General features: G+C 70.5%; 22 protein-coding genes and 1 tRNA gene. 8 read left to right on the top strand and 15 right to left on the bottom strand.

Features of this window, described 5'->3' with window-relative positions; translation table 11 throughout:
* Positions 1 to 7: 7 nt before the first annotated feature.
* From hpaE to ACQ86M_RS04470, 4 genes are all read left to right on the top strand, one after another.
* On the top strand, positions 8 to 1,555 hold the full coding sequence (gene hpaE / locus ACQ86M_RS04485) for a 5-carboxymethyl-2-hydroxymuconate semialdehyde dehydrogenase (RefSeq protein ID WP_431247199.1): 1,548 nt from the start codon (positions 8 to 10) through the stop codon (positions 1,553 to 1,555).
* 47 nt (positions 1,556 to 1,602) lie between these two features.
* Positions 1,603 to 2,736: a 3,4-dihydroxyphenylacetate 2,3-dioxygenase gene (hpaD, locus tag ACQ86M_RS04480; RefSeq protein WP_431247198.1), complete on the top strand. Its 1,134-nt coding sequence runs from the start codon at positions 1,603 to 1,605 to the stop codon at positions 2,734 to 2,736.
* Between the two features lie 93 nt (positions 2,737 to 2,829).
* A complete protein-coding gene (locus ACQ86M_RS04475; RefSeq protein ID WP_431247197.1) occupies positions 2,830 to 3,273 on the top strand; it encodes a hypothetical protein in 444 nt (147 codons plus the stop codon).
* Between the two features lie 131 nt (positions 3,274 to 3,404).
* Positions 3,405 to 4,217, top strand: coding sequence for a hypothetical protein (locus tag ACQ86M_RS04470; RefSeq protein ID WP_431247196.1), 813 nt, complete (start codon positions 3,405 to 3,407; stop codon positions 4,215 to 4,217).
* Positions 4,218 to 4,226: 9 nt separating this feature from the next.
* Here the strand turns inward: ACQ86M_RS04470 and ACQ86M_RS04465 are convergent, their stop codons facing one another.
* The 3 genes from ACQ86M_RS04465 to ACQ86M_RS04455 all read right to left on the bottom strand — a co-directional run bounded on the left by ACQ86M_RS04465 (position 4,227) and on the right by ACQ86M_RS04455 (position 6,268).
* The gene (locus tag ACQ86M_RS04465) at positions 4,227 to 5,354 is read right to left on the bottom strand and encodes an FAD-dependent oxidoreductase (RefSeq protein WP_431247195.1); all 1,128 of its coding nucleotides are present in this window, start codon (positions 5,352 to 5,354) and stop codon (positions 4,227 to 4,229) included.
* Positions 5,355 to 5,428: 74 nt separating this feature from the next.
* Entirely contained in the window at positions 5,429 to 5,767 is a 339-nt protein-coding gene (locus ACQ86M_RS04460; protein WP_431247194.1) for a hypothetical protein, read from the bottom strand.
* A 105-nt stretch (positions 5,768 to 5,872) separates the two neighbouring features.
* A complete protein-coding gene (locus ACQ86M_RS04455) occupies positions 5,873 to 6,268 on the bottom strand; it encodes a VOC family protein (RefSeq protein ID WP_431247193.1) in 396 nt (131 codons plus the stop codon).
* A 130-nt stretch (positions 6,269 to 6,398) separates the two neighbouring features.
* On the opposite strand from ACQ86M_RS04455, the gene ACQ86M_RS04450 reads away from it, so the two are divergent.
* Positions 6,399 to 6,728, top strand: a complete 330-nt coding sequence (locus ACQ86M_RS04450; RefSeq protein WP_431247192.1) for a hypothetical protein — start codon at positions 6,399 to 6,401, stop codon at positions 6,726 to 6,728.
* A gap of 93 nt (positions 6,729 to 6,821) precedes the next feature.
* Here the strand turns inward: ACQ86M_RS04450 and ACQ86M_RS04445 are convergent, their stop codons facing one another.
* The 3 genes from ACQ86M_RS04445 to ACQ86M_RS04435 all read right to left on the bottom strand — a co-directional run bounded on the left by ACQ86M_RS04445 (position 6,822) and on the right by ACQ86M_RS04435 (position 9,775).
* Positions 6,822 to 7,916: an ABC transporter substrate-binding protein gene (locus ACQ86M_RS04445; RefSeq protein ID WP_431247191.1), complete on the bottom strand. Its 1,095-nt coding sequence runs from the start codon at positions 7,914 to 7,916 to the stop codon at positions 6,822 to 6,824.
* 93 nt (positions 7,917 to 8,009) lie between these two features.
* Positions 8,010 to 8,915: an ABC transporter permease gene (locus ACQ86M_RS04440; RefSeq protein ID WP_431247850.1), complete on the bottom strand. Its 906-nt coding sequence runs from the start codon at positions 8,913 to 8,915 to the stop codon at positions 8,010 to 8,012.
* 5 nt (positions 8,916 to 8,920) lie between these two features.
* Positions 8,921 to 9,775 (bottom strand): ABC transporter ATP-binding protein, encoded by an 855-nt coding sequence (locus tag ACQ86M_RS04435; protein WP_431247190.1) that lies wholly within the window; start codon positions 9,773 to 9,775, stop codon positions 8,921 to 8,923.
* 214 nt (positions 9,776 to 9,989) lie between these two features.
* On the opposite strand from ACQ86M_RS04435, the gene ACQ86M_RS04430 reads away from it, so the two are divergent.
* The 3 genes from ACQ86M_RS04430 to ACQ86M_RS04420 are packed head-to-tail and all read left to right on the top strand — an operon-like array spanning position 9,990 to position 12,500.
* A complete protein-coding gene (locus ACQ86M_RS04430; RefSeq protein WP_431247189.1) occupies positions 9,990 to 11,546 on the top strand; it encodes an ATP-binding protein in 1,557 nt (518 codons plus the stop codon).
* A complete protein-coding gene (locus tag ACQ86M_RS04425; RefSeq protein WP_431247188.1) occupies positions 11,543 to 12,235 on the top strand; it encodes a response regulator in 693 nt (230 codons plus the stop codon). Before ACQ86M_RS04430 ends, ACQ86M_RS04425 begins: the two co-directional genes overlap by 4 nt.
* A 37-nt stretch (positions 12,236 to 12,272) precedes the next feature.
* Positions 12,273 to 12,500: a hypothetical protein gene (locus ACQ86M_RS04420; protein WP_431220901.1), complete on the top strand. Its 228-nt coding sequence runs from the start codon at positions 12,273 to 12,275 to the stop codon at positions 12,498 to 12,500.
* A gap of 165 nt (positions 12,501 to 12,665) precedes the next feature.
* Here ACQ86M_RS04420 and ACQ86M_RS04415 read toward each other — a convergent pair whose 3' ends face one another.
* The 9 genes from ACQ86M_RS04415 to ACQ86M_RS04375 all read right to left on the bottom strand — a co-directional run bounded on the left by ACQ86M_RS04415 (position 12,666) and on the right by ACQ86M_RS04375 (position 21,650).
* Positions 12,666 to 13,034 carry a hypothetical protein gene (locus tag ACQ86M_RS04415; protein WP_431247187.1) on the bottom strand — a complete coding sequence of 123 codons (369 nt, stop codon included), beginning with the start codon at positions 13,032 to 13,034 and terminating at the stop codon, positions 12,666 to 12,668.
* Between the two features lie 381 nt (positions 13,035 to 13,415).
* A tRNA-Gln gene (locus ACQ86M_RS04410) sits at positions 13,416 to 13,487 on the bottom strand.
* A 57-nt stretch (positions 13,488 to 13,544) separates the two neighbouring features.
* The gene (locus ACQ86M_RS04405; protein ID WP_431247186.1) at positions 13,545 to 14,489 is read right to left on the bottom strand and encodes an NAD(P)/FAD-dependent oxidoreductase; all 945 of its coding nucleotides are present in this window, start codon (positions 14,487 to 14,489) and stop codon (positions 13,545 to 13,547) included.
* 5 nt (positions 14,490 to 14,494) lie between these two features.
* Complete coding sequence (gene gltX, locus ACQ86M_RS04400; RefSeq protein WP_431247185.1) at positions 14,495 to 16,012, bottom strand: glutamate--tRNA ligase; 1,518 nt, start codon at positions 16,010 to 16,012, stop codon at positions 14,495 to 14,497.
* 24 nt (positions 16,013 to 16,036) lie between these two features.
* Entirely contained in the window at positions 16,037 to 16,822 is a 786-nt protein-coding gene (locus tag ACQ86M_RS04395; RefSeq protein ID WP_431247184.1) for a fumarylacetoacetate hydrolase family protein, read from the bottom strand.
* The gene (locus ACQ86M_RS04390; RefSeq protein WP_431247183.1) at positions 16,819 to 17,691 is read right to left on the bottom strand and encodes a ketopantoate reductase family protein; all 873 of its coding nucleotides are present in this window, start codon (positions 17,689 to 17,691) and stop codon (positions 16,819 to 16,821) included. Before ACQ86M_RS04390 ends, ACQ86M_RS04395 begins: the two co-directional genes overlap by 4 nt.
* Before the next feature lie 131 nt (positions 17,692 to 17,822).
* A complete protein-coding gene (locus ACQ86M_RS04385) occupies positions 17,823 to 18,953 on the bottom strand; it encodes a branched-chain amino acid aminotransferase (RefSeq protein WP_431220896.1) in 1,131 nt (376 codons plus the stop codon).
* A gap of 25 nt (positions 18,954 to 18,978) precedes the next feature.
* Positions 18,979 to 20,034, bottom strand: coding sequence for a 3-isopropylmalate dehydrogenase (locus ACQ86M_RS04380; protein WP_431247182.1), 1,056 nt, complete (start codon positions 20,032 to 20,034; stop codon positions 18,979 to 18,981).
* Between the two features lie 83 nt (positions 20,035 to 20,117).
* Entirely contained in the window at positions 20,118 to 21,650 is a 1,533-nt protein-coding gene (locus tag ACQ86M_RS04375; RefSeq protein WP_431247181.1) for an MFS transporter, read from the bottom strand.
* Positions 21,651 to 21,659 lie beyond the last annotated feature (9 nt).

Genomic DNA, 21,659 nt, shown 5'->3' with positions numbered 1-21,659 from the left:
GCCGCGCATGGCGCAGCACCACATCCCCGACAACCTTCCGGACACGATCCAGCACTTCATCGACGGCGCATTCGTCGACAGCGTGTCCGGCAAGACCTTCGACGTTCTCGACCCCGTGTCGAACGAGACGTACGTGCAGGCCGCCGCCGGCCAGAAGGAGGACATCGACCTCGCCGTCGCCGCCGCCGCACGCGCCTTCAGGGAGGGCCCCTGGCCGCGGATGAAGCCCCGCGAGCGGGCGCGCATCCTTAACCGCATCGCCGACGCCGTCGAGGCCCAGGACGCGCGGCTCGCCGAGCTCGAGACCTTCGACACCGGCCTGCCGATCACCCAGGCGCTGGGCCAGGCGCAGCGCGCGGCCGAGAACTTCCGCTTCTTCGCCGACCTGGTCGTGGCGCAGGCGGACGACGCCTACAAGGTGCCGGGCAGCCAGCTCAACTACGTCAACCGCAAACCGATCGGCGTCGCGGGCCTGATCACGCCGTGGAACACGCCGTTCATGCTGGAGAGCTGGAAGCTCGCCCCCGCGCTCGCCACCGGCAACACGGTCGTGCTCAAGCCGGCCGAGTTCACGCCTCTGTCGGCGTCGCTCTGGGCGACGATCTTCCGCGAGGCGGGCGTGCCCGACGGCGTGTTCAACCTGGTCAACGGCCTCGGTGAGGAGGCCGGCGACGCGCTGGTGAAGCATCCGGAGGTGCCGCTCATCTCGTTCACCGGTGAGAGCCGCACCGGGCAGATCATCTTCGCCAACGCCGCGCCCTTCCTCAAGGGCCTGTCGATGGAGCTGGGCGGAAAGTCGCCGGCCGTGGTGTTCGCGGACGCGGACCTGGATGCGGCCATCGACTCCACCCTGTTCGGCGTGTTCTCGCTGAACGGCGAGCGCTGCACGGCCGGGTCGCGCATCCTCGTCGAACGGCCGGTCTACGACGAGTTCCTCTCGCGGTACGCGGAGCGCGCGAAGAACATCGTCGTCGGCGACCCGCACGACCCGAAGACAGAGGTCGGCGCGCTGGTGCACCCGGAGCACTACGAGAAGGTCATGTCGTACGTCGAGCTCGGCAAGCAGGAGGGCCGCCTGCTCGCGGGCGGCGGCCGCCCGGAAGGGCTCGACACCGGCAACTACGTCGCCCCGACCGTGTTCGCCGATGTCGCCCCGGATGCGCGGATCTTCCAGGAGGAGATCTTCGGCCCGGTCGTCGCCATCACCCCGTTCGACAGCGACGCGGAGGCCCTCGATCTCGCCAACGGCGTGAAATACGGCCTCGCCGCGTACATCTGGACCAGCGACCTCGAGCGCGCGCACACGTTCGCGCAGAACGTCGAGGCAGGGATGGTGTGGCTGAACTCCCACAACGTCCGCGACCTGCGCACGCCGTTCGGCGGCGTGAAGGCCTCCGGCCTCGGCCATGAGGGCGGCTACCGCTCGATCGACTTCTACACCGACCAGCAGGCGGTCCACATCAGCCTGGGTCCCGTCCACACCGCGCGGTTCGGCGCCACGGCGCACCGGCCCGAAGAAGCGGAAGAAGCCGCCGAAGACGCCGGCGACGCCTGAGCTCGCTATTTCCCCGACCCACCCCTCAGCGTAGAGAGAGCACCACCATGACCATCACCCCCGGCTCCCCGGAGCCCACCGTGACCGCCGGCGACCCCATCCCGGCGCCGACCCACCGCATCTCGACGCCGACCGCGACTCCCCCGGACGTCGTGCGCTGCGCCTACATGGAGCTCGTCGTCACCGACCTGGCCGCCAGCCGCGAGTTCTACGTCGATGTGCTCGACCTCGTCGTCACCGAGGAGGACGAGAACAGCGTCTACCTGCGGTCGTTCGAGGAGTTCATCCACCACAACCTGGTGCTCCGCAAGGGACCGGTCGCCGCCGTGGCGGCCTTCGCCTACCGGGTCCGCACCCCGGAGGACCTCGACCGCGCGGTCGAGTTCTACACCGAGCTTGGTTGCCGGGTGGAGCGCCGGGCGGAAGGGTTCACGAAGGGCGTCGGTGACTCCGTGCGCGTCGAGGACCCGCTCGGCTTCCCGTACGAGTTCTTCTACGAGGTGGAGCACGTGGAGCGCCTCGCCTGGCGCTACGACCTGTACACGCCCGGCGCCCTTGTGCGCATCGACCACTTCAACCAGGTGACCCCCGACGTCCCGCGCGCGGTCAAGTACATGGAGGACCTCGGCTTCCGCGTGACCGAGGACATCCAGGACGAGGCCGGCACCACGTACGCCGCGTGGATGCGCCGCAAGCCCACCGTGCACGACACCGCCATGACCGGCGGCGACGGACCCCGGATGCACCACGTCGCGTTCGCCACCCACGAGAAGCACAACATCATCGCCATCTGCGACAAGCTCGGAGCCCTGCGCCGCAGTGACTGCATCGAGCGCGGCCCCGGCCGCCACGGCGTCTCCAACGCGTTCTACCTGTACCTGCGCGACCCCGACGGCCACCGCGTCGAGATCTACACGCAGGACTACTACACCGGCGACCCGGACAACCCCGTCGTCACCTGGGATGTGCACGACAACCAGCGCCGCGACTGGTGGGGCAACCCGGTCGTCCCGTCCTGGTACACCGAGGCGTCGCTCGTGCTCGACCTCGACGGCAACCCGCAGCCGCTCACCACGCGCACCGACGACTCCGAGATGGAGGTCACCATCGGCGCCGACGGCTTCTCGTACACCCGCAAGGGCGACGAGGCGCAGGGTTTCAAGCTGGGGGCGCAGGTCTAGCCGCTTCCGGCGTTCGCGTTCGCGTCCGCGTTCGCGCTGCACGCGCTAGGAGGTGCTGGCGCGGGCTGCCGCGCGTCGGCCAGGATGCTCGACATGGGACGTCGCCGGTGGATCGGTCTGGCCGTGTCCGCGGCCGCGCTGGGGGCTGCGGTCTTCGCGGTGGTCCTGGTGGGGCAGGCGCAATCGGCGGGGCTGATCGCCCCGGCCTCCGTCTGCTTCCCGGCACAGCTTGAGGCGGCGCCGGCGGTCGCACATCCCGGTCAGGACGTCACCCTGTCGAGCGGCGCCGCCGACTGCGACCTGGGCTACGATCCCGGACATACCTACGCGGTGACCCTCCAGCACCGTGAGACCCGGACCGCGCCGATGCGGGTGGTGGTCGCGACCGACGGAAGCTTCCGCGTCACCGTCGCGGTGCCGGCGACGTTCCCCCGAGGCCAGGCCGTCGTCATCGTCACGGGCAGCCCATACGACGAGTGCGACGACACCCCGTCCGCATCCTGCGTCGGCTACAGCATCCCGCTCGCTGTCGACTGACGCCTCGCACGTGCATCGAGTGGGCGCAACACGCCGTCACGGCCGCCGCCGTAACGGCGTGTTGCGACCACTCGTTTGTGCCGACGGCCCGGGCACGTCGGCTGATAGGGTCGGCGCATGATCCGTCGGGGGTGGGTCGCGTCATCGCGACCGCGATCGTGGTGTCTGCCGTCGTCCTGATGTCCGGATGCGCTCTGCTCGCGCCGCCGCCCCCGGCACCCACCCGCACCGCGGCCGCCACCACCACCCCCGAGCCGGTGCCCGCGGCGCAGCTGCTCCCCCAGCTGCTCGTCCCGGGCCAGACGATCGGCTCCGGCAGACTGGTGCCGATCGAGCACGAGCCGATCGGCGATCCGCGCTCCGATCGCCCGCTCACCGGCGCGGTGCGTATCATCGTCAGCTCGGCCGGACAGGTGGAGGTGCGCATCCGGCCCGACGATCCCGCCGCGGCCGACCTGACCGGCCTCGACCTGCTGATCACGGGGGTCCGTTACGACGGGCGGCCGGAGAACATCCAGATCACGCAGAAGTTCCAGCTGATCTCCGCGCTCGACTCCGTGGAGCCGGACGGCGAGCTCGTCCTTCCCATCCCGGGCGACTTCCCCGGCCTCGGCGACCCGACCTTCCTGCACTCCGTCGAGGAGAGCCTCGCGGGCGACGCGCGGATCTTCGCCGCCGCATCCCTCACCTGGACGCTTCCCTCCCCCTACCCGGGCCTCACTGTGAAGGATGCCGGAGTGGCGACGTTCGCCCACGGCCGGACGATCGTCGAGGACGGCGTCATCGCGACGTACATCCCCAACCCGTACGACACGATCTACGCCGTCACCCGCCGGTTCGGCATCACCGAGACGCAGCTGCTCTGGCTGAACCCGTGGATGATCGCGACCGATCGGTACCTGAAGGATCGCGTCGGCATCAACCTCGATCCGGCTCGCCGCTGACGGGCGCCGCTACGCGTCCGGCGACGCGACCGCCAGGCGGAATCGCGCGGCCGGCCGCTCGGCGTGCAGGGCCAGGCGGGCCAGCACGTCGCCCAGAGCAGGACCGAACTTGAAGCCGTGGCCCGAGAAGCCGGTCGCGATGACCGCCGGGCCGACGGCGTCCAGCACGAAGTCCTGCTGCTCGGTGCTGTCGTAGAGGCAGCTGATCCCCTCGGGCCGGCCGGCGTCCACGCCGGGCACCCACTCGGCCACGTAACGCTGCAGCTGCTCCAGCCGGGACGGGTCGATCGTGCGGTCGCGCGCGTCCGGATCCACCTCGGGGCCCGTGCCGTGGAAGCCGACCTTCACACCCTCCCCCGGTGTCAGCAGGCCGTAGGCGCCCTCCCACCGGGAGTCGGTCGGATGGTGCACGAAGCTCGGCCACAACCCTTCGTCATCGGCCGGTCCCGGGCGCAGCGGGAAGTGCGCGGGCTGTTCCTCGGTCACGGTGACCGTCGGCAGCTCGACGCCGTGGTCGGTCGACCACGGACGCAGGAGCTCAGGCGTCCACGACCCCGCTGCGACCACGACGCGGTCCGCCGAATGGATGCCGTCGGATGCGGTCACCGCGACGCCGTCACCCGCCCGCTCGAGCCCGGTGACGCGCGCGCCGAAGCGGAGCTCCGCCCCGGCGCCTTCGGCCGCGTCGAGAAGCGCCTCGATCGCGTCCGCGGCGCGCAGCCGGCCTCCGCCCGGGCTGAAGAGGACACGCGGCTCGAAGCGCAGCCCGGGCCACCGGGTCTCCGCCTCGGCGCCGCTGAGCCACTCGTAGGGCAGACCGGCCGCCTCCTGGGCAGCCGCGATCGCCGCGAGCGCTGCCGGGTCGCCGTGGTCGACGGCGCCGGTCGCGTCGAGCAGGCGCCGTCCGCTGATCCGTTCGAGGTCCCTCCAGCCCTGCAGCGCCCGCACCGAGAGGTCGACGTAGTCGGCCTGGTCGTAGCCGTGCCGGAAGATGCGCGTCGCTCCGTGCGACGAGCCGCGGTCGTGGCCGCGCTCGAACGCCTCGAGCAGCAGGACGGATGCGCCCTCCCGCGCCAGGGACCAGGCCGCCGCCGCCCCGACCACGCCTGCGCCGATCACAATCGCCCGGGTTGTCATGCCGTCACCCTAGCGAGCGGGCGCCCGGCGATTTCGATGCGTTACCGAAAGCGAGCGCGGCGGCCACAGGCGCCCTAGTGCGATCCGATCTGGGAACCGACCATGCTGTACCCGCCCCGCGGATTGCGCGACGGCTCCGGCTCGTCGAACCGTGGATTCGCCTTGCCCGGCAGGCTCTCCGGCGGCCGATGCCTGCGGCGGGCCGCCATGCCGAGCAGCACCGTGCCGGCGAGCAGCATTGCGCCTGCCGCGACGAGCGCCCAGCCGACGGCATCCCCGCGGGTCAGCAGCACGACACCGAACGGCGCGGTCAGCCATGCGCCGACACCGGTCAGGCACGCGAGCACCACCAGCCCGGCGACCCGGCGGCGACGACGCGCCTCCTGCTGCAGACCCTCCATCAGTGCGCTCACCGCGACCACCCCCTGTGCCGTCACCCTAGCGGGGAGCGGCGACGCGCCACCAGCGACGCACCATCGGCGACGCATCATCAGCGACGCAGCATCAGCGACGCACCGTCAGCGTCCGGCCGACTCGACGACCTCGAAGCGGTTCCCGTCCGGGTCGGTCGCCGCGAACATCGCTGGAACGCCCGGCCAGCGCAGCAGCTCCCCCACCTCGGCACCGCTCGCGCGCAGCGCCTCGTGCGCACGCGCCGCATCCACCGCCTCGAAGCGGATGCCCGTCTCCACTCCGGGCGGAATCCGGTCAGTCGCCTGCACCAGCGACACCGACACCGCCGACCCCGGAGGTGCGAGCATGATCCAGCGGCTCCCCTGCTGCGGCAGCGGCGCATCCACCCGCACCTCGAACCCGAGCGTGTCGCGGTAGAAGGCGAGGGCGCGATCCTGGTCCGAGACCGGGATGCCGATGGTGCTGACGCCGACGATGCCGGCTCCGTCCGTATCCGTCATGCCCGTATGCTCCCCCGCCGACGGTGCCCGCGGGAAGACTTCATGACCGGATTCGCATGGCCGGGCACTTGAGGGATGCCGCATCCGGACATTGGATGGAGTCGCCGTTGCCCCGACGAGAGGAGAGCCGGTGTCCACCGACCAGTATCACGAGCCGCCCAGCGAACTGAGCGAGCAGACCAGGACGTTCGCGCGCATGTGCGCCAGCCTGTCCGAGGAGGCGGAGGCGATCGGCTGGTACGAGCAGCGCATCGCCGTCGAGAAGGACGAGGTCGCGAAGGCGATCATGCTCGACTCGCTCGCCGAGGAGTACAAGCACTTCAGCATGGAGCTCGAGTTCCTGCTGCGCGCGAAACCGCAGTGGAGGGAGACGGCGAAGGGCATCCTGTTCCAGGACGGCGACATCGTCCTGCACGGCGAGGAGGCCGAGGAGGCCGCAGAGGACGCGCCGGCCGGCTGACACCGGGGCGCGTCGTCGTGTTCGCCTGAAGACGTGAAGAGGAGGACCGGTCCGCTGTGGATGGAGGGGAACGGACCGGTCCTCCTGGCTCGGTCAGCCGTCCGCGCCGGCCGGCTTCGTGGTGGGCGTGAAGCCCTCCAGCTTGTTGGCGGCCTCCGCGTACGCGTTCGTGAAGGTGTCGGCGATCTTCACCTTCGACGTGTCGACGCCGATGGTCTTCTCCATGTCGAAGATGACCTTGGGTCCGCCGGCGGGCATGATCCCGTCGGGCAGGAACTGGCCCTTGTCGCTGGCGAGGCCGGCGATGTACTGCTGCTTGGTGATGGTGCTGTTCTGGACGAAGTCCTGCGGCAGCTTGTTCGCGATGTCGCTCGCGCTGTGAGTGGCGATCCAGTGCATCGTCGCGACGAGGGCGTCGACCACCTTCTGCGCGGCATCCTTGTGGCTCTTCACCCAGCTCGCGTTGGCGAGCAGCCCCGCCGCAGGGAAGGCCCCGCCGAGCGCCTTGGTCGCGCCCTTCGTGGTCGCCAGGTCGACACCCGTCACCGCGAGCTTCTGCGCGGTCAGCGCGCCCACGGTCGGCTGCGTCGTCATGACGCAGTCCGCCGAGCCGCGCTGGATGGCCGCGATCGCCGTCGAGCCGGCGTGCACGGCGATGGTGTTGTACTGCTTCTTGTCGATCCCGGCCTTCGCCGCGAGGAACTGCGTGAGCTCGTCGGTGCCGGAGCCGAGGTCGGTGACGCCCATGTTCTTGCCCTTGAAGTCGGCCGCCGAGGTGACGCCGGCCTTCGGGTTGCACATGACCCGCTCGCCGGGGGCGCCCGAGAGCTGCACCAGGTTGATCACATCCTTGCCCTTGGACTGGAAGTCGACGGTGTGGATGTACCAGGCGCCGGCCATCTCGACCTGCCCGGAGGCCATGGCATCCTCTGCCCCGACACCGCCGTTCTGCTCGGTGGAGAGCTCCATGTTGACGCCGTACTTCTTGTAGTAGCCCAGGCTCTGGGCGAGCTGGTAGGGCAGGTAGATCTGCTTGTCGATGCCGCCGACCATCATCTTGACGGTGGGCACGGAGGCGCTGCCGGCACTGGAGCTGGAGGACGCCCCTCCTGCTCCCGAGCTGCAGGCGGCGAGCCCGAGGGCGACGATCGCCGCCGCCGCTGAGACAGCGATGATGCGCTTCTTCATGTGGATGTTCCTTTCTTGGTGCCGGCGAACCGGCGGTCTGCGTCGTTGCAGGTATGGGGTCGTTGCAGGTCTGGGGTTGTTGTCGGTCTGGTCTCAGATCGCCTGGGCCGATTCGGAGCGGCTCGGCGGCCGCCACTTCAGCAGGGCCTTCTCGAGGAGGGTGATGAGGTACTCGGCGATGAGCGTGACGACGGCGACGATCACCATGCAGGCGAACACCGTGTTCGGATCGAAGTTGCCCTGCGACTGGCTGATGATGAGGCCGATACCGTGCTGAGCGCCGAGCACCTCCGCGACGAGGGCGCCGATGATCGCGAAGCCGAAGGCGGTGTGCAGGCTGGCGATGATCCAGGTCATGGCCGACGGGATGGTGACGTGCCGCGCGACCTGGAGCGGCGAGGCGCCGAGCACCCGCACGTTCGCGACCAGGTTCTGGTCGACCTCCCGAACGCCCTGGAAGGCGTTGAAGAAGACGACGAAGAACACCAGCACCGCGGCGAGCAGAACCTTCGGGAAGACGCCGAGCCCGAAGGCGACGATGAAGATCGAGCCGAGCACGATGCGCGGGATGGAGTTCACGATCTTGATGTACGGACCGAACACCGACGCCAGGTAGCGGTTGGAGCCGAACAGGATGCCGATCACGACTCCGGTGACGGTTCCGAGCAGGAAGCCGAGGAACGCCTCCTGGACGGTGATCCAGAGGTTCTCCCAGATCGTGCCGAACGCGGTCCCCTGCGTGAACAGCCGGACCAGGCTGTCCCAGATCCCGGAGGGCTGGCCGTAGAAGAACTTGTCGACCCAGCCGGCGGAGGTGAACCACTGCCAGCCGCCGATGACGACGACGGCGACGCCGAGCCGGCCGACCCAGACCCAGGCGGTGCGGCGGCTGTGCGCGCGCCGGCCGGCGAGCTGCAGCTCGGTCTCGCGCTCCTGCGCGGCGGAGGCGGCGCTCGTGGGGGACGGGGTTGTGGTGGTGGTTCTGGATGTGCTGGTCATGATGCTCACGCCGCCGCTCCTGCCGTCTGCTGGTAGGCCCGCGTCACCTCGTCGCGCAGCGACTCCCAGATGCGGCCCTGGATCTCGAGGAAGCGCTCCTCGTGGCGGATCTCCTGCACGTCGCCGCGCGGGCGGGGCAGGTCGACGTCGAAGACGTCCTTCACGGTGCCCGGGCTGCTCGTCATGATGACGACCCGGTCGGAGAGCGCAACCGCCTCATCCAGGTCGTGCGTGATGAACAGCACGGAGGGCCGCAGCTCCTCCCACAGCCCGAGCAGCTCGGTCTGCATGATCGCCTTCGTCTGCACGTCGAGCGCGCCGAACGGCTCGTCCATGAGCAGGATGCGCGGGTTGTTGATGAGCGCCGCCGCCATCGCGACGCGCTTGCGCATCCCACCGGAGAGCTGGTGCGGGTAGCGGTCTTCGAAGCCGGCGAGGCCGACGCGCCGCAGCCAGTCCATCGCGAGCGCCTCGGCCTCGCGCTTGGGGGTGCCCACCAGTACGGGGCCGATCATGACGTTTCCGAGAACGGTCTTCCAGGGGAACAGCGAGTCGGCCTGGAACATGTAGCTCACGCCGCTGGTGATGCCGTCGACGATCCGCCCGCCGACGCTCACCGAACCGGCACTGGGCCGCTCGAGCCCCGAGACCTGCGCCAGGGTGGTGGACTTGCCGCAGCCGGTCGGGCCGACGATCGCGCAGAACTGCCCGGGCTCGACGCTCAGCGTGACGTCGTGGATGGCGGTGAACGTCTCGCCCTTCGGGGTGAGGAACCGCTTGGTCAGGCCGACGATCTCGATGCCGGCCGGCTGGTCCGGTCCCGGGGATCCCGTCGTCGTGTGAAGTGGCTGGTCGCCCATGTCGTAAGACCTCTCTGTCTTGCGGGTGTGTCGAAGACGATGGTCGTGCCGGCGGGCCTGGGCTGTCGCGCTTGTGCGCCATTCGCTCCGTTGTGCGCGTTCACGATCGTTCTGCGCGTTGTGCTCACGTGCGATGCGCAGCCGCGGATGCGATGATTTCCTTCTGATGCGACGACGGATCCGACGGCTGTCGAGCCAGATACTCCTGGCTCAGGTGGCGATCCTGACCGCCTCGATGGTCATCGGCTTCCTCCTGTTCGCGCAGACCGCCCGGGCGAACCTGGATGCGGACTACCAGGCGAGGGCGGCGGGGATCGCCGAGACGTTCGCGGGCATCCCGGCGGTCCAGGCGTGCATGACGGCGCCCAGTGCCGCGTGCGACGCGACCATGCAGTCCCTCGCCTCGCAGACGGCCGACCGGACCGGCGCCGCGTACGTCGTCGTGATCGACCTCGATCGGGTGCGGCACACGCATCCCGACCCGGGCCTCGTCGGCAAGAAGGTGTCAGAGCCGATCGTGGCGCGCGACGGCCAGGTGCACCTGGGTACGGATTCCGGTGCGACCGGTGTCAACGCGAACGCCCGCGTGCCCATGTTCGGGGCGGGCGGCCGCGTCATCGGCGAGGTGTCGGTCGGCATCCGCGAGAGCAGCGTTTCCGGCGAACTCCTCACCGAGCTGCCGGCGTACGCGCTCTGGTTCGCGCTGGTGCTCGCGATCGGCGCCCTCGCCTCCTTCGCCCTCGCGAGCATCCTGAAACGGCGCACCTTCGGGCTCGAACTCGACGAGATCGCGCGACTGCTGCAGGAGCGCGAGGCGACCCTGCACGGCATCCGGGAGGGCGTGATCGCCGTCGACCCCAACGGCCGCATCACCGTGGTCAACGACGAGGCCCAGCGTCTGCTGCACCTGCCCGACGGCGCACGCGGCCGCCGGCTGGACGACGTGCTCGCCGCCAGCCGCATCCGCGACACCCTCACCGGTACGACCGAGGTGAAGGATGCGATCGCCGTCACCGACGAGCATGTCCTGGTCATCAACCGGATGCCCGTGACGCTCGGCGGGCGTGCGCACGGCGCCGTGTTCACCCTGCAGGACCGCACGGAGCTCACCGGCCTCACCCGGGAGCTGGACGGCGAGCGGAGCTTCACCGAGTCCATCCGCGCCCAGCAGCACGAGTTCTCGAACCGGATGCACGCCCTCTCCGGGCTGCTGGAGCTGGGGCGCGCGGACGACGCCCTGCAGTACCTCACCGAGCTGCGCGGAACCGCGGCGGACCTGGACAACACCCTGCGCACCCACATCGGCGCGCCGATGGTGATCGGCCTGCTGCTGGGGAAGGCGGCGGAGGCGAACGAGCGCGGCATCGAACTCGTCGTCTCGCCGGAGACCGACCTCGGCGAGGCGCCCGACCGCGTCCAGGCGCTCACGACGATCCTCGGCAACCTGATCGACAACGCCTTCGACGCGCTCGCGTCGGCGCCCGCGCCGCGCCGCGTGGTGGTGGGGATCGTGGAGACGGCCCAGGCGCTCACCATCCGGGTGTCGGACAACGGCCCCGGAGTGCCGAGCACCGAGATCCCGCGCATCTTCGAGAACGGCTACACGACGAAACGCGGATCGCTCGTCCGGCACAGCGGCCTCGGGCTCTCCCTGGTGCACTCCACAGTCACCAAGCTCGGCGGCACGATCACCGTCTCGGGCGAGGGCGGCGCGAGCTTCGAGGTCGTCCTCCCGCGGACGTCCGCGCCGACCGCGGAGGCCCGCTCGTGAGCCCCGCACCGCTGACCGTGCTGGTGGTCGACGACGACTTCCGGGTGGCGAGCGTCCACGTCGGCTTCGTCGAGGCCGTGCCCGGGTTCCACGTGGTCGGCCAGGCGCACACGGCGGCGGAGGCCGTCGAGCTCGCGGAGTCGCTGCGGCCGGACCTCGTGCTGATCGACATCTACCTGCCCGACGGCGACGGCCTCCAGGTCGTGCGGAACCTGCTCGCCGATCCCGCTCCCCCGGCCGTCATCGTGATCTCGGCCGCCAACGACATCCCCACCGTCAAGCTGGCCGTGCAGCTCGGGGCGCTCCACTACCTCGTCAAGCCGTTCGGATTCGCGGAACTCGCGGAGCGCCTCGCCGCCTTCCGCACGGCGCACGACCACCTGGAGGCGTTCCCGGCCGAGGCGACCCAGCAGGATGTGGACCGCATCTTCGACCTGCTACGTCCATCCCCCGGCGGCCAGACCGATGCCCTCCGCCGACTGGCGCCGACGCTCCAGGCCGTGTACGACGCGGTGGCGGCCAGTGCAGCGAGCAGCTCGGCGACGGACGTCGCGGCGGCGATCGGCGTGAGCCGCGCCACCGCGCAGCGCGCCCTGACACAGCTGGAGCAGAGCGAGGTGCTGAAGCTGGAGTTGCGCTACGGCGCGACCGGGCGGCCGGAGCACCGGTACGCGGTGCGGCGGCGGTGAGCGCATCGTCGCCGCGGCCGCGAGTACAGTTCCACCCATGACCGACCCGCGTACCCGCCGGCCCGAGTACTGGCGGAACTTCGCCTGGGCGTTCGCGGGGGTCGCCGCGCTCAGTCTGGCCGGAGGAATCGTCCTGGTCGTCGCCGGAAGCCCGACGGGCTGGGTCAACGTCGGGCTCGGCATCATCTTCGCCAGCCAGGCGGTGCTGTACTTCCGGTCCTTCCGACGGGCGAAGGGCGGACTCGAGCGCGGGGAGCGGCAGTGAGCGAGACCATTGTCGCCGCTGGTGGGACCTGGGTGTCGCTCCCTGGAGCATGGCCCGCATTCCCCCTGGCGATAACGATGCTCTTCGCCGTCGCCGTCGGCGCGGCACTGCTGGCCCGACGGCGCAGGCGGTGACGAGACGACGACAGCCGCCCATCACCGCTGACTACAGTCGGTCAGGCACTCCGGGGTTGAGACTGTGCAGCGCGTCGAGCATCGGCTCGAAGGATCGGAGTTGAGTGAAGACCACCAGCGAGGCGTGGCCACGGGCCCGCAGCACGCAGGTATAGGGCGCCGCGAAGAATCGCCCGACGCTATCGACGGAGTCCACAGGCATGGTTCCCGACCGTAGCGGCGCGCGCCAATAGAGGGTGCGGCCCACCAGTTCAACCCGGTAGGCGACGCGGAACAGCCACCAGTACACGTTCCAGCCGAGCGCGGCGAACCAGATGACCATGAAGCCGATCGGTGGCCCGTGCCGCCCTGCAAAGCCCTGAACGACAGCCGACACCCCGGCGACCACCAATACCGCCATGACGAACAGCAGGAACGCTATCCCGGCGATGGGAAGCGACTACGTCTCCTCAGGGGGCGCCTCACCGTTGCGGCCGCTCGTCACATCGCCTCCCGTACATGCTCGTCCGCCGAAGACCACGGCATGGCGCAGCGAATCCCGGAGAGCCGGGTCACTGTAGCTGACGCCGCCGCCGCGCGGCCAACGACGCGACCACAAAGCCTGCTAGCGCGACGACGAACGACAGAAGGATGTCTTGAACCCCATCGACCATACCCACCTCGATCAGGCTCCACCCGGCGACTGTAATCGTGCGGGATCGAATAACGCCGCTGCTCGAGCTACGCCGCCAGACGCAGAAAAACCCCGGTGAGCACCGGGGTTTTTGGAGTAAATCCACTGCTGGGGTACCTGGACTCGAACCAAGAACAACTGAACCAGAATCAGCCGTGTTGCCAATTACACCATACCCCACTGCTCCAGACCGCGGCCCGGGCACGAGAACCAACTCTAGCCTACCCGCGGGCCGGACTACAAAACGGCGGCGCCGTCCAGCGACAGCCCGATGAGGTCGCGGTTGACGGCCGCCGCGACCACCGCGCCTGAGCCTGCCGCGACGATCAGCTGCTGCGGGCCGGGGGCGGATGTCTCCCCCGCCGCGTACACGCCGGGCAGCGAGGTGCGGCCCTGCGCGTCGGTCACCAGGTAGCCGTCGGCATCCCGGTCGAGGTCCAGCGCGTCCACGTACGACAGCGAGGGCGACCACACCGGACGGAGGAACCCGCGGGCGCGCTCCACCACGGTTCCGTCCTCGAGGCGGACGCCCGTGAGCACGCCCTTCTCCCCCACCACGTCGTCGACGCGGCGACGTTCGACGCTGACGCCCAGGGCGGCGAGCATCCGCTCCTCGTCCGCTTCGATGGTGTCGGCGCCGTTCGTGAAGACGATCAGGTCGTCGGTCCACTGCATGAGCAGCAGGGCGCGCTCCGCGAGGTCCGAGGTCTCTCCGATGAGCGCGAGCGGCTGGCCGGCCGTCTCGTAGCCGTCGCACTCGACGCAGCTGTGCAGCTGGGTGCCGTAGTACGCGCGCAGGCTCGGGATGGTCGGCATGGTCTCGGTGACGCCGGTCGCCAGGAGCACGGTGTCGGCCCGCACATCCACATCCGCACCGCCGCGCACGCCCCGGCCGGTCACGCGGAAGCCGTCGCCCTCCACCTCGACCGCCCCGACCTGCGCGAACACCACCGACGCGTTGTCGTAGGCGTCGACCTCCTCGCGGCCGAGCCGACGCAGCTCCAGCGGCGGGACGCCGTCGCGCGTGAGGAAGCCGTGCGCGCGCAGCGTGGCCGCGTGACGCGGCCGGTTGCCGTCGACCACGAGCACGCGCCGCCGGGCGCGCGCGAGGTTCAGCGCGGCCGAGAGGCCCGCAGGGCCGCCGCCGACGACGACGACCTCGTACGACCGATCCCCGCTCATCGCCGTCAGCCCAGGGCCGCCGACAGCCGGTCGAGTCGCGCGATGGTGTCGGACTTGCCGAGGATCTCCATCGACTCGAACAGCGGAGGCGACACCCGGCGGCCCGAGATCGCGACACGGAGCGGGCCGAAGGCGACACGCGGCTTGAGGCCGAGGGCCTCGACGAGCGCGTCGCGCAGCGCCGACTCGATCGCGTCGTGCGTCCACTCCGCCTCGGGCACGAGCTCCAGGGCGCCGAGGGAGGCGGCGAGCACCTCGCCCGCGTTCTGCGGCAGCGAGGCCCGCGCGTCGTCCTCGACCACGAGGGAGGCGGCGTCGGTGAACAGGAAGCCGAGCATCCCGGGGGTCTCGCCCAGCAGCTGCACCCGCTCCTTGACCAGCGGAGCAGCCTTCGCGAGAACCTCATGCTGCGCGGGCGTCAGCGGCTCGGCGACCACGCCGGCCGCCACCAGGTACGGGATGGTCCGCTCGGCGAAGTCCGCCACATCCAGCAACCGGATGTGGTCGCCGTTGATCGACTCCGCCTTCTTCACGTCGAAGCGGGCCGGGTTGGGGTTCACGTCCTCCACGTCGAACGCGGCGACCATCTCGGCGAGCGAGAACACGTCGCGGTCGTGCGTCAGCGACCAGCCGAGGAGCGCCAGGTAGTTGACGAGCCCCTCCGGGATGAAGCCGCGGTCGCGGTGATGGAACAGGTTCGACTCCGGGTCGCGCTTGGAGAGCTTCTTGTTGCCCTCGCCCATCACGTAGGGCAGGTGGCCGAACCGCGGGACGAAGGTGGTCACGCCGGCGTCGATCAGCGCGTGGTAGAGCGCGATCTGGCGTGGGGTGGACGAGAGCAGGTCCTCGCCGCGGAGCACGTGCGTGACGCCCATCAGAGCGTCGTCGACCGGGTTCACGAAGGTGTAGAGCGGGTGGCCGTTGGGGCGCACCACGACGAAGTCGCTGAACGAGCCGGCCTTGAACGTGATCTCGCCGCGCACCAGGTCGTCGAAGCTCAGGTCGTCGTCCGGGACGCGGAGGCGTAGCGCGGGCTCGCGGCCCTCGGCGCGGTAGGCGTCCTTCTGCTCCTGCGTCAGCTCGCGCTCGAAGTTGTCGTAGCCGAGCTTCGGGTCGCGGCCGAGCGAGATGTTGCGCGCCTCGATCTCCTCCGCCGTGGCGAAGCTCTCGTAGATGTGGCCGGACTCCGTGAGCCGCTCGATCAGGTCGCGGTAGATGTCGTAGCGCTGCGACTGCCGGTACGGACCGTCCGGGCCGCCGACGTCGATGCCCTCGTCCCAGTCCAGCCGCAGCCAGCGGAGCGCCTCGAGGATGAGCTGGTAGCTCTCCTCGCTGTCGCGGGCCGCGTCGGTGTCCTCGATGCGGAAGACGAGCTTGCCGCCGGTGTGCCGGGCGTACGCCCAGTTGAAGAGCGCCGTGCGGATGAGGCCCACGTGGGGCGTGCCGGTGGGCGACGGGCAGAACCGCACGCGCACATCGGCGCCGGTTGCGGTCGAGAACGGGTGAGCGATCGAGTCAGACATACGCGTCTGATCCTACCGGGGAGGCTACTTGGGGGCGCGCACCGGGTTGACCAGCGAGCCGACGCCATCCACCTCGACCTCGACCGTGTCGCCGGGCTTCATCGGCCCGATTCCGGACGGCGTTCCGGTCAGGATCACGTCGCCCGGCAGCAGCGTGAAGACGCTGGACGCGTAGGCGAGGATCGACGGGATGTCGTGCACCATGTCCGAGATCGGCGCCTCCTGCTTCAGCTCGCCGTTCAGGCGGGTGCGCAGCACGGCGTCCGGCGCCAGGTCGGTGTCGATGACCGGGCCGAGCGGGCAGAAGGTGTCGAAGCCCTTCGCGCGCGTCCACTGCCCGTCCTTCTCCTGCAGGTCACGGGCGGTGACGTCGTTGGCGACCGTGTAGCCGAAGATGTGCTCGGCGGCGTCCTCTGCGCGGACGTTGCGGGCGATCGTGCCGATCACCACGGCCAGCTCGCCCTCGTAGTCGACGCGCTGCGACTGCGGCGGCACGACGATCGCATCGCCGAGCCCGATGACCGACGTGTTCGGCTTCAGGAAGAGCAACGGTTCGCCCGGCGCCTCGCCGCCCATCTCGGCGGCGTGCTCGCGGTAGTTCTTGCCGACCGCTACGACCTTGGAGCGCGGGATGACCGGCGCCAGCAGCGACCCGACCTTGCCGAGCGGGATGCGCTCGCCCGTGGTCTCGAAGCCGACGAACATGGGGTCGCCCGCGAGGACGACCAGGGCATCCTCGTCGACGATGCCGTAGTCGATGGCCGGCGTGCTGGATCCGTCGCGAGTGTGGCTGAAACGTGCGATCTTCACGTGTTCGAGCCTAGCGCCGTGACGATGCGCGAGATCGCCGGAGTCGGGATGCCGTGCCGCTCGCCCAGACGGACCAGCGCTCCCCCGAGCGCGTCGAGCTCGCTGGGCGCACCGGCCGCGAGGTCCTCCTGGAGGGAGGTGCGCATCCCGCCTGGCACACTGCGCAACGCCCGCACGAGGTCGAGCTCCGACGCCGGCACGCCCTCGGCGGTGGAGCAGGCGACGACCTCGGAGACGACGGCCTCGGTCAGTTCCGGATCCTCGCTGAGGGCCGCGCCGGCGGGTTGCCGCCAGTACGAGGTCAGCAGCGCGAGGGACGCCAGCAGCCGGAACTTCGCCCACAGCACCTCCGCCTCGGTTCCGCCGACACGGACGCTCGGGCCGGCATCCGTGAGTGCGAGCACCGACGCGAAGCCGGCCGCGGCCTCCGGCGCCTCGATCCGGACGAACGGGCTGCGGTGGTCGATCACCGTCGTGGATGCGCGCAGCGCCGAAACCGCGACGGAGGCGCCCGCGACCGGCACGCCGGGCAGGGCGTCGCGCAACGGCCGCATGTGCTCGACTCCGTTCAGGAACGAGATGACCTCCGCCGGGCGGCAGGCGACGATGCCGGGGAGGACGTCCTCCAGCCCGTACGCCTTGGTCGCGACGATGACGCTGGCGCCCTCCGGGATCTCGGTGTCGGCGCGCACACGCTCGACGCCGTCGCCGAACGTCTCGCTGCGCACCTCGATGCCGTCGCGGCGGATCGCCTCCACCGTCGCGGGGCGCCCCACCGCGACGACGTCCTCCCCGGCGCGCTGCAGCAGCCATGCGAAGAGGCCCCCGACGGCGCCCGGACCGACCACGGCGAAACGAGTGTCACCCATGCCTCGATGCTGCCACGGCTTCCGCGCAAAAGGGAGGAGTCCCGGGCCGGTGGTGGCCCGAGACTCCTCCCTTCGTGGCGAAACGCCGCGCGGTGAGGACGGAGCTCCTCCGTTGCCTACGCGTCCGGTGCCTACGCGTCCAGCCGGTACATCCAGTTGTGGCGGTCGCGCTCGCGGCCGTACTGGATGTCGGTCAGCTCCTGACGCAGCGACATGGTGAGCTCACCGGGAGGCGCCGTGATGTCGCCGACCGTGAAGGTGTCCGACTTGAGCTCGCCGATCGGCGTGATGACCGCGGCGGTGCCGCACGCGAACACCTCGACGATGTCGCCGGACTCGACGCCGTCGCGCCACTCGTCGATCGTCACCCGGCGACGCTCCACCTTGTGGCCGCGGTCGCGGGCGAGCTGCAGCACCGAGTCGAGCGTGATGCCCTCGAGGATGCTGTCGGAGTCGGGCGTGATCAGGGTGCCGTCCTTGTGGACGAGGACCACGTTCATCCCGCCGAGCTCCTCGATGTACTTCCCCTCGACCGAGTCGAGGAACAGCACCTGGGCGCAGCCGTGCTCGTAGGCCTCCGCCTGCGGCAGCAGGCTCGAGGCGTAGTTGCCGCCGGTCTTGGCGGCGCCCGTCCCGCCCTTGCCCGCGCGGGACCAGTGGTCGGACAGCCAGATGGACACGGGGGCGACGCCGCTCGGGAAGTACGCGCCGGCCGGGCTGGCGATCAGGTAGTACGCGACCTTGTTCGCCGGGCGGACGCCGAGGAACGCCTCCTTGGCGAACATGAACGGGCGCAGATAGAGGCTCGTCTCCGGCGCGTCCGGGACCCAGTCGCCGTCGACGGCGATGAGCTGCTTGAGCGAGTCGAGGAAGTGCTCGACCGGCAGCTCGGGCAGCGCGAGACGGTAGGCGGAGCGCTGCATGCGCGCGGCGTTGGCCTCCGGGCGGAAGCCCCAGATGGAGCCGTCCTCGTGGCGGTACGCCTTGAGGCCCTCGAAGATCTCCTGCGCGTAGTGGAAGACCGCGGCCGACGGCTCCAGTTGGATGGGGCCGTACGGCGAGACGCGCGGCCGGTGCCAGCCGCCCTTGGCGGACCAGCAGATGTCGACCATGTGGTCGGTGAAGTAGTTGCCGAATCCCGGGTTGGCGAGGATCTCGGCGCGCTCGGCGGCCTCGCGGGCGGCTTCGTTGCGGCTGACGTTCCAGAGCAGGCCCGACGTCTCGGTGGGGCCGTTGGTGAGGGAGATGCTGGTCGAGGTCATGACAGGTCCTTTATGCGACGGTGGATCAATTCTGCGCCACTCGCGCGGCGATCGCGTCGCCGATCTCGGCGGTCGTTCGCGCAGCGCCTGTGCGGGAGGCGAGGTCGGCGGTCACCGCGCTCGCGATCCGCTCGGCGAGCCCCTTCTCGCCGAGGTGGCGGAGCAGGAGCGCCGTGGAGAGGATCGCGGCGGTGGGGTCGGCCTTCTGCTGGCCGGCGATGTCGGGGGCCGATCCGTGAACCGGCTCGAACATGCTCGGGAAGGCCCCGGTCGGGTTGATGTTGCCCGAGGCCGCCAGCCCGATGCCGCCGCTGATCGCGGCCGCGAGGTCGGTGAGGATGTCGCCGAAGAGGTTGTCCGTGACGATCACATCGAATCTAGCAGGATCCGTGACCAGGAAGATCGTCGCGGCGTCGACGTGGAGGTAGTCGACCTGGACCTCCGGATGCTCGGCGGCCACCGCATCCACGACCCGCTTCCAGAGCCCGCCGGCGAAGGTGAGCACGTTTGTCTTGTGGACGAGGGTGAGCTTCTTGCGGCGCTGCTGGGCCTGGTCGAAGGCGTAGCGCACGACGCGCTCCACGCCGTAGGCCGTGTTGACGCTGACCTCGTTGGCGATCTCGTGCGGCGTGCCCTGGCGGATGGCGCCCCCGTTGCCGACGTAGGGCCCCTCGGTGCCCTCCCGGACCACGACGAAGTCGACCGCGCCCGGATCCGCGAGCGGGCTGGCGATGCCGGGGAACAGCGTCGTCGGACGCAGGTTCACGTAGTGGTCCAGCGAGAACCGCAGCTTGAGCAGCAGGCCGCGCTCGATGTTCGCGCCGGCGAGGCGCGGGTCGCCCGGCGTGCCGCCGACAGCCCCGAGCAGGATCGCGTCGTGGGCCTTGATCGCCTCGAGGTCGTCGTCGGTCAGCACGTCGCCGGTCTCGAGGTACCGGTCGGCGCCGAGCGAGAAGTGCGTCTTCTCGAACGACAGCTCTGTGCCCGCGGTCACCGCATCCAGCGCCTTGACCGCCTCGGCGATGACCTCCGGACCGATCCCGTCACCCGGGATGACGGCGAGCTTGACGGTACGGGACATGGCACTCCTGCGCGATCGATGGGCCGAAACGGTACTGCCAGCCTATCGCCGCCGAACGACCGGACCGGCCCCGTGCGGGCCGATCACGACCGTACCCGGCGCAGTGTGACGAGCGCGACGACCGCGGCGGTTGCGACCAGCGCGACGCCGATCACCGCCGTGAGCCCCACCCCGCTGTCGAAGGCCGCGCGCGCCGAGGCGAGCAGCTGCTCGGCCAGCGGGGACGGAAGCCCGGCGGCGACGGTGACCGCGCCACCCAGGGTCTCCCCCGCGGCGTCTGCCTGCGCCGCGGTGAGCCCGGACGGCGTGACGAGCGCACCGCGGTACGACGCGGTGATGAGCGTGCCGAGTGTCGCGGTGCCGAGCACCGCACCCAGCTCGTATGCGGTCTCGGAGACCGCGGACGCCGCTCCAGCCTTCGCAGCCGGCGCGGTGGTGATGACGAGCTCGTTCGACACCGTCTCGGCGGCGCCGATGCCCGCGCCGAGCAGCACGAACGACGCGAGCAGGACGCCCCACGGAGCGCCGCCGCCGGTGACCGCGACCAGCAGGTACCCGGCCGCCGAGAGCGTCAGCCCGCCGGCGATGACGACACCGGGCCGCACCCGCCGCGCGATGGGGACCACCACGAGCCCGGCCACGATCATGGTGAGCAGCCCCGGCAGCAGTACCAGACCGGACTGCAGCGGCGTCAGCCCGATCACGAGCTGCAGGTGCTGCGACACGAAGAACAGGAAGCCGACAAGTGACACCACGCTCAGCAGGTTCACGACGACCGCGCCGCTGAACGCCGGCCGGGTGAACAGCCGCATGTCGAGCATTGGCACCGGACGCCGCAGCTGACGCCGGACGAACAGGATGCCGGACACTACCCCCACCGCGATCGAGACCACCGCGATCGGCGAGAAGCCGTCGACCGCCAGGGATTTGATGCCGTAGACGATCGGCGCCATCGTCAGCAGCGAGAGGGCGATGCCGAGCGCATCCACCGGACCGGGGGCCGGGTCGCGCGACTCGCGGACGAGCAGCGGCGCCAGGATCAGCAGAGGGATGAGGACGGGCACCGCGAGCAGGAACACCGAGCCCCACCAGAAGTGCTCCAGCAGCAGCCCGCCCACGATCGGGCCGAGCGCGGAGCCGGCCGCGAAGCCGGCGGCCCAGATGGCGATCGCGAGGCGGCGCTGCTCGCGGTCGAGGAAGACACTCCGCAGCAGCGAGAGCGTTGACGGCATGAGCATGGCGCCGAACACCCCGAGGGCGGCGCGGGCGCCGATCAGCAGCTCGGCGCTCGGGGCGAAGGCGGCGGCAGCGGACACCGCGGCGAAACCGGTGGCACCGATGAGGAGCAGCCGTCGCCGGCCGATGCGGTCGCCCAGGCTGCCCATCGCCACGAGCAGCCCGGCCAGCACGAGCGGGTACACGTCGACGATCCACAGCATCCCGGTCGCGCTGGGCTTCAGCGCCTCGGAGATCGACGGCAGGGCGAAGCTCAGCACCGTGTTGTCGACCGACACCAGCAGCGTCGGAAGCATGAGCACCGCGAGAGCCGCCCAGGCGCGACCGCCGGCCCGCGAGGGGACGGTGGTGGGTGCGAGGGCGGTGACGGTGGCGGACATGAGGCTACT

It is taken from the genome of Leifsonia xyli subsp. cynodontis (assembly GCF_050632205.1).
Classification (GTDB): Bacteria; Actinomycetota; Actinomycetes; order Actinomycetales; family Microbacteriaceae; genus Leifsonia; species Leifsonia xyli_D.
Note: the sequence above shows the minus strand (reverse complement) of the source record. Positions and strands in the feature narration are given on the sequence as shown.

Excerpts from the sequence above, each read along its gene's own strand:
- ACQ86M_RS04465 (WP_431247195.1), bottom strand. The coding sequence starts at position 5,354 with ATGACAACCCGGGCGATTGTGATCGGCGCAGGCGTGGTCGGGGCGGCG.
- ACQ86M_RS04405 (WP_431247186.1), bottom strand. The coding sequence starts at position 14,489 with ATGAGCGGGGATCGGTCGTACGAGGTCGTCGTCGTCGGCGGCGGCCCT.
- hpaE (WP_431247199.1), top strand. The coding sequence starts at position 8 with ATGGCGCAGCACCACATCCCCGACAACCTTCCGGACACGATCCAGCAC.
- ACQ86M_RS04475 (WP_431247197.1), top strand. The coding sequence starts at position 2,830 with ATGGGACGTCGCCGGTGGATCGGTCTGGCCGTGTCCGCGGCCGCGCTG.
- ACQ86M_RS04390 (WP_431247183.1), bottom strand. The coding sequence starts at position 17,691 with ATGGGTGACACTCGTTTCGCCGTGGTCGGTCCGGGCGCCGTCGGGGGC.
- ACQ86M_RS04420 (WP_431220901.1), top strand. The coding sequence starts at position 12,273 with ATGACCGACCCGCGTACCCGCCGGCCCGAGTACTGGCGGAACTTCGCC.
- ACQ86M_RS04380 (WP_431247182.1), bottom strand. The coding sequence starts at position 20,034 with ATGTCCCGTACCGTCAAGCTCGCCGTCATCCCGGGTGACGGGATCGGT.
- hpaD (WP_431247198.1), top strand. The coding sequence starts at position 1,603 with ATGACCATCACCCCCGGCTCCCCGGAGCCCACCGTGACCGCCGGCGAC.
- ACQ86M_RS04435 (WP_431247190.1), bottom strand. The coding sequence starts at position 9,775 with ATGGGCGACCAGCCACTTCACACGACGACGGGATCCCCGGGACCGGAC.
- ACQ86M_RS04415 (WP_431247187.1), bottom strand. The coding sequence starts at position 13,034 with ATGGCGGTATTGGTGGTCGCCGGGGTGTCGGCTGTCGTTCAGGGCTTT.
- ACQ86M_RS04375 (WP_431247181.1), bottom strand. The coding sequence starts at position 21,650 with ATGTCCGCCACCGTCACCGCCCTCGCACCCACCACCGTCCCCTCGCGG.
- ACQ86M_RS04440 (WP_431247850.1), bottom strand. The coding sequence starts at position 8,915 with ATGACCAGCACATCCAGAACCACCACCACAACCCCGTCCCCCACGAGC.
- ACQ86M_RS04455 (WP_431247193.1), bottom strand. The coding sequence starts at position 6,268 with ATGACGGATACGGACGGAGCCGGCATCGTCGGCGTCAGCACCATCGGC.
- ACQ86M_RS04385 (WP_431220896.1), bottom strand. The coding sequence starts at position 18,953 with ATGACCTCGACCAGCATCTCCCTCACCAACGGCCCCACCGAGACGTCG.
- ACQ86M_RS04445 (WP_431247191.1), bottom strand. The coding sequence starts at position 7,916 with ATGAAGAAGCGCATCATCGCTGTCTCAGCGGCGGCGGCGATCGTCGCC.
- gltX (WP_431247185.1), bottom strand. The coding sequence starts at position 16,012 with ATGTCTGACTCGATCGCTCACCCGTTCTCGACCGCAACCGGCGCCGAT.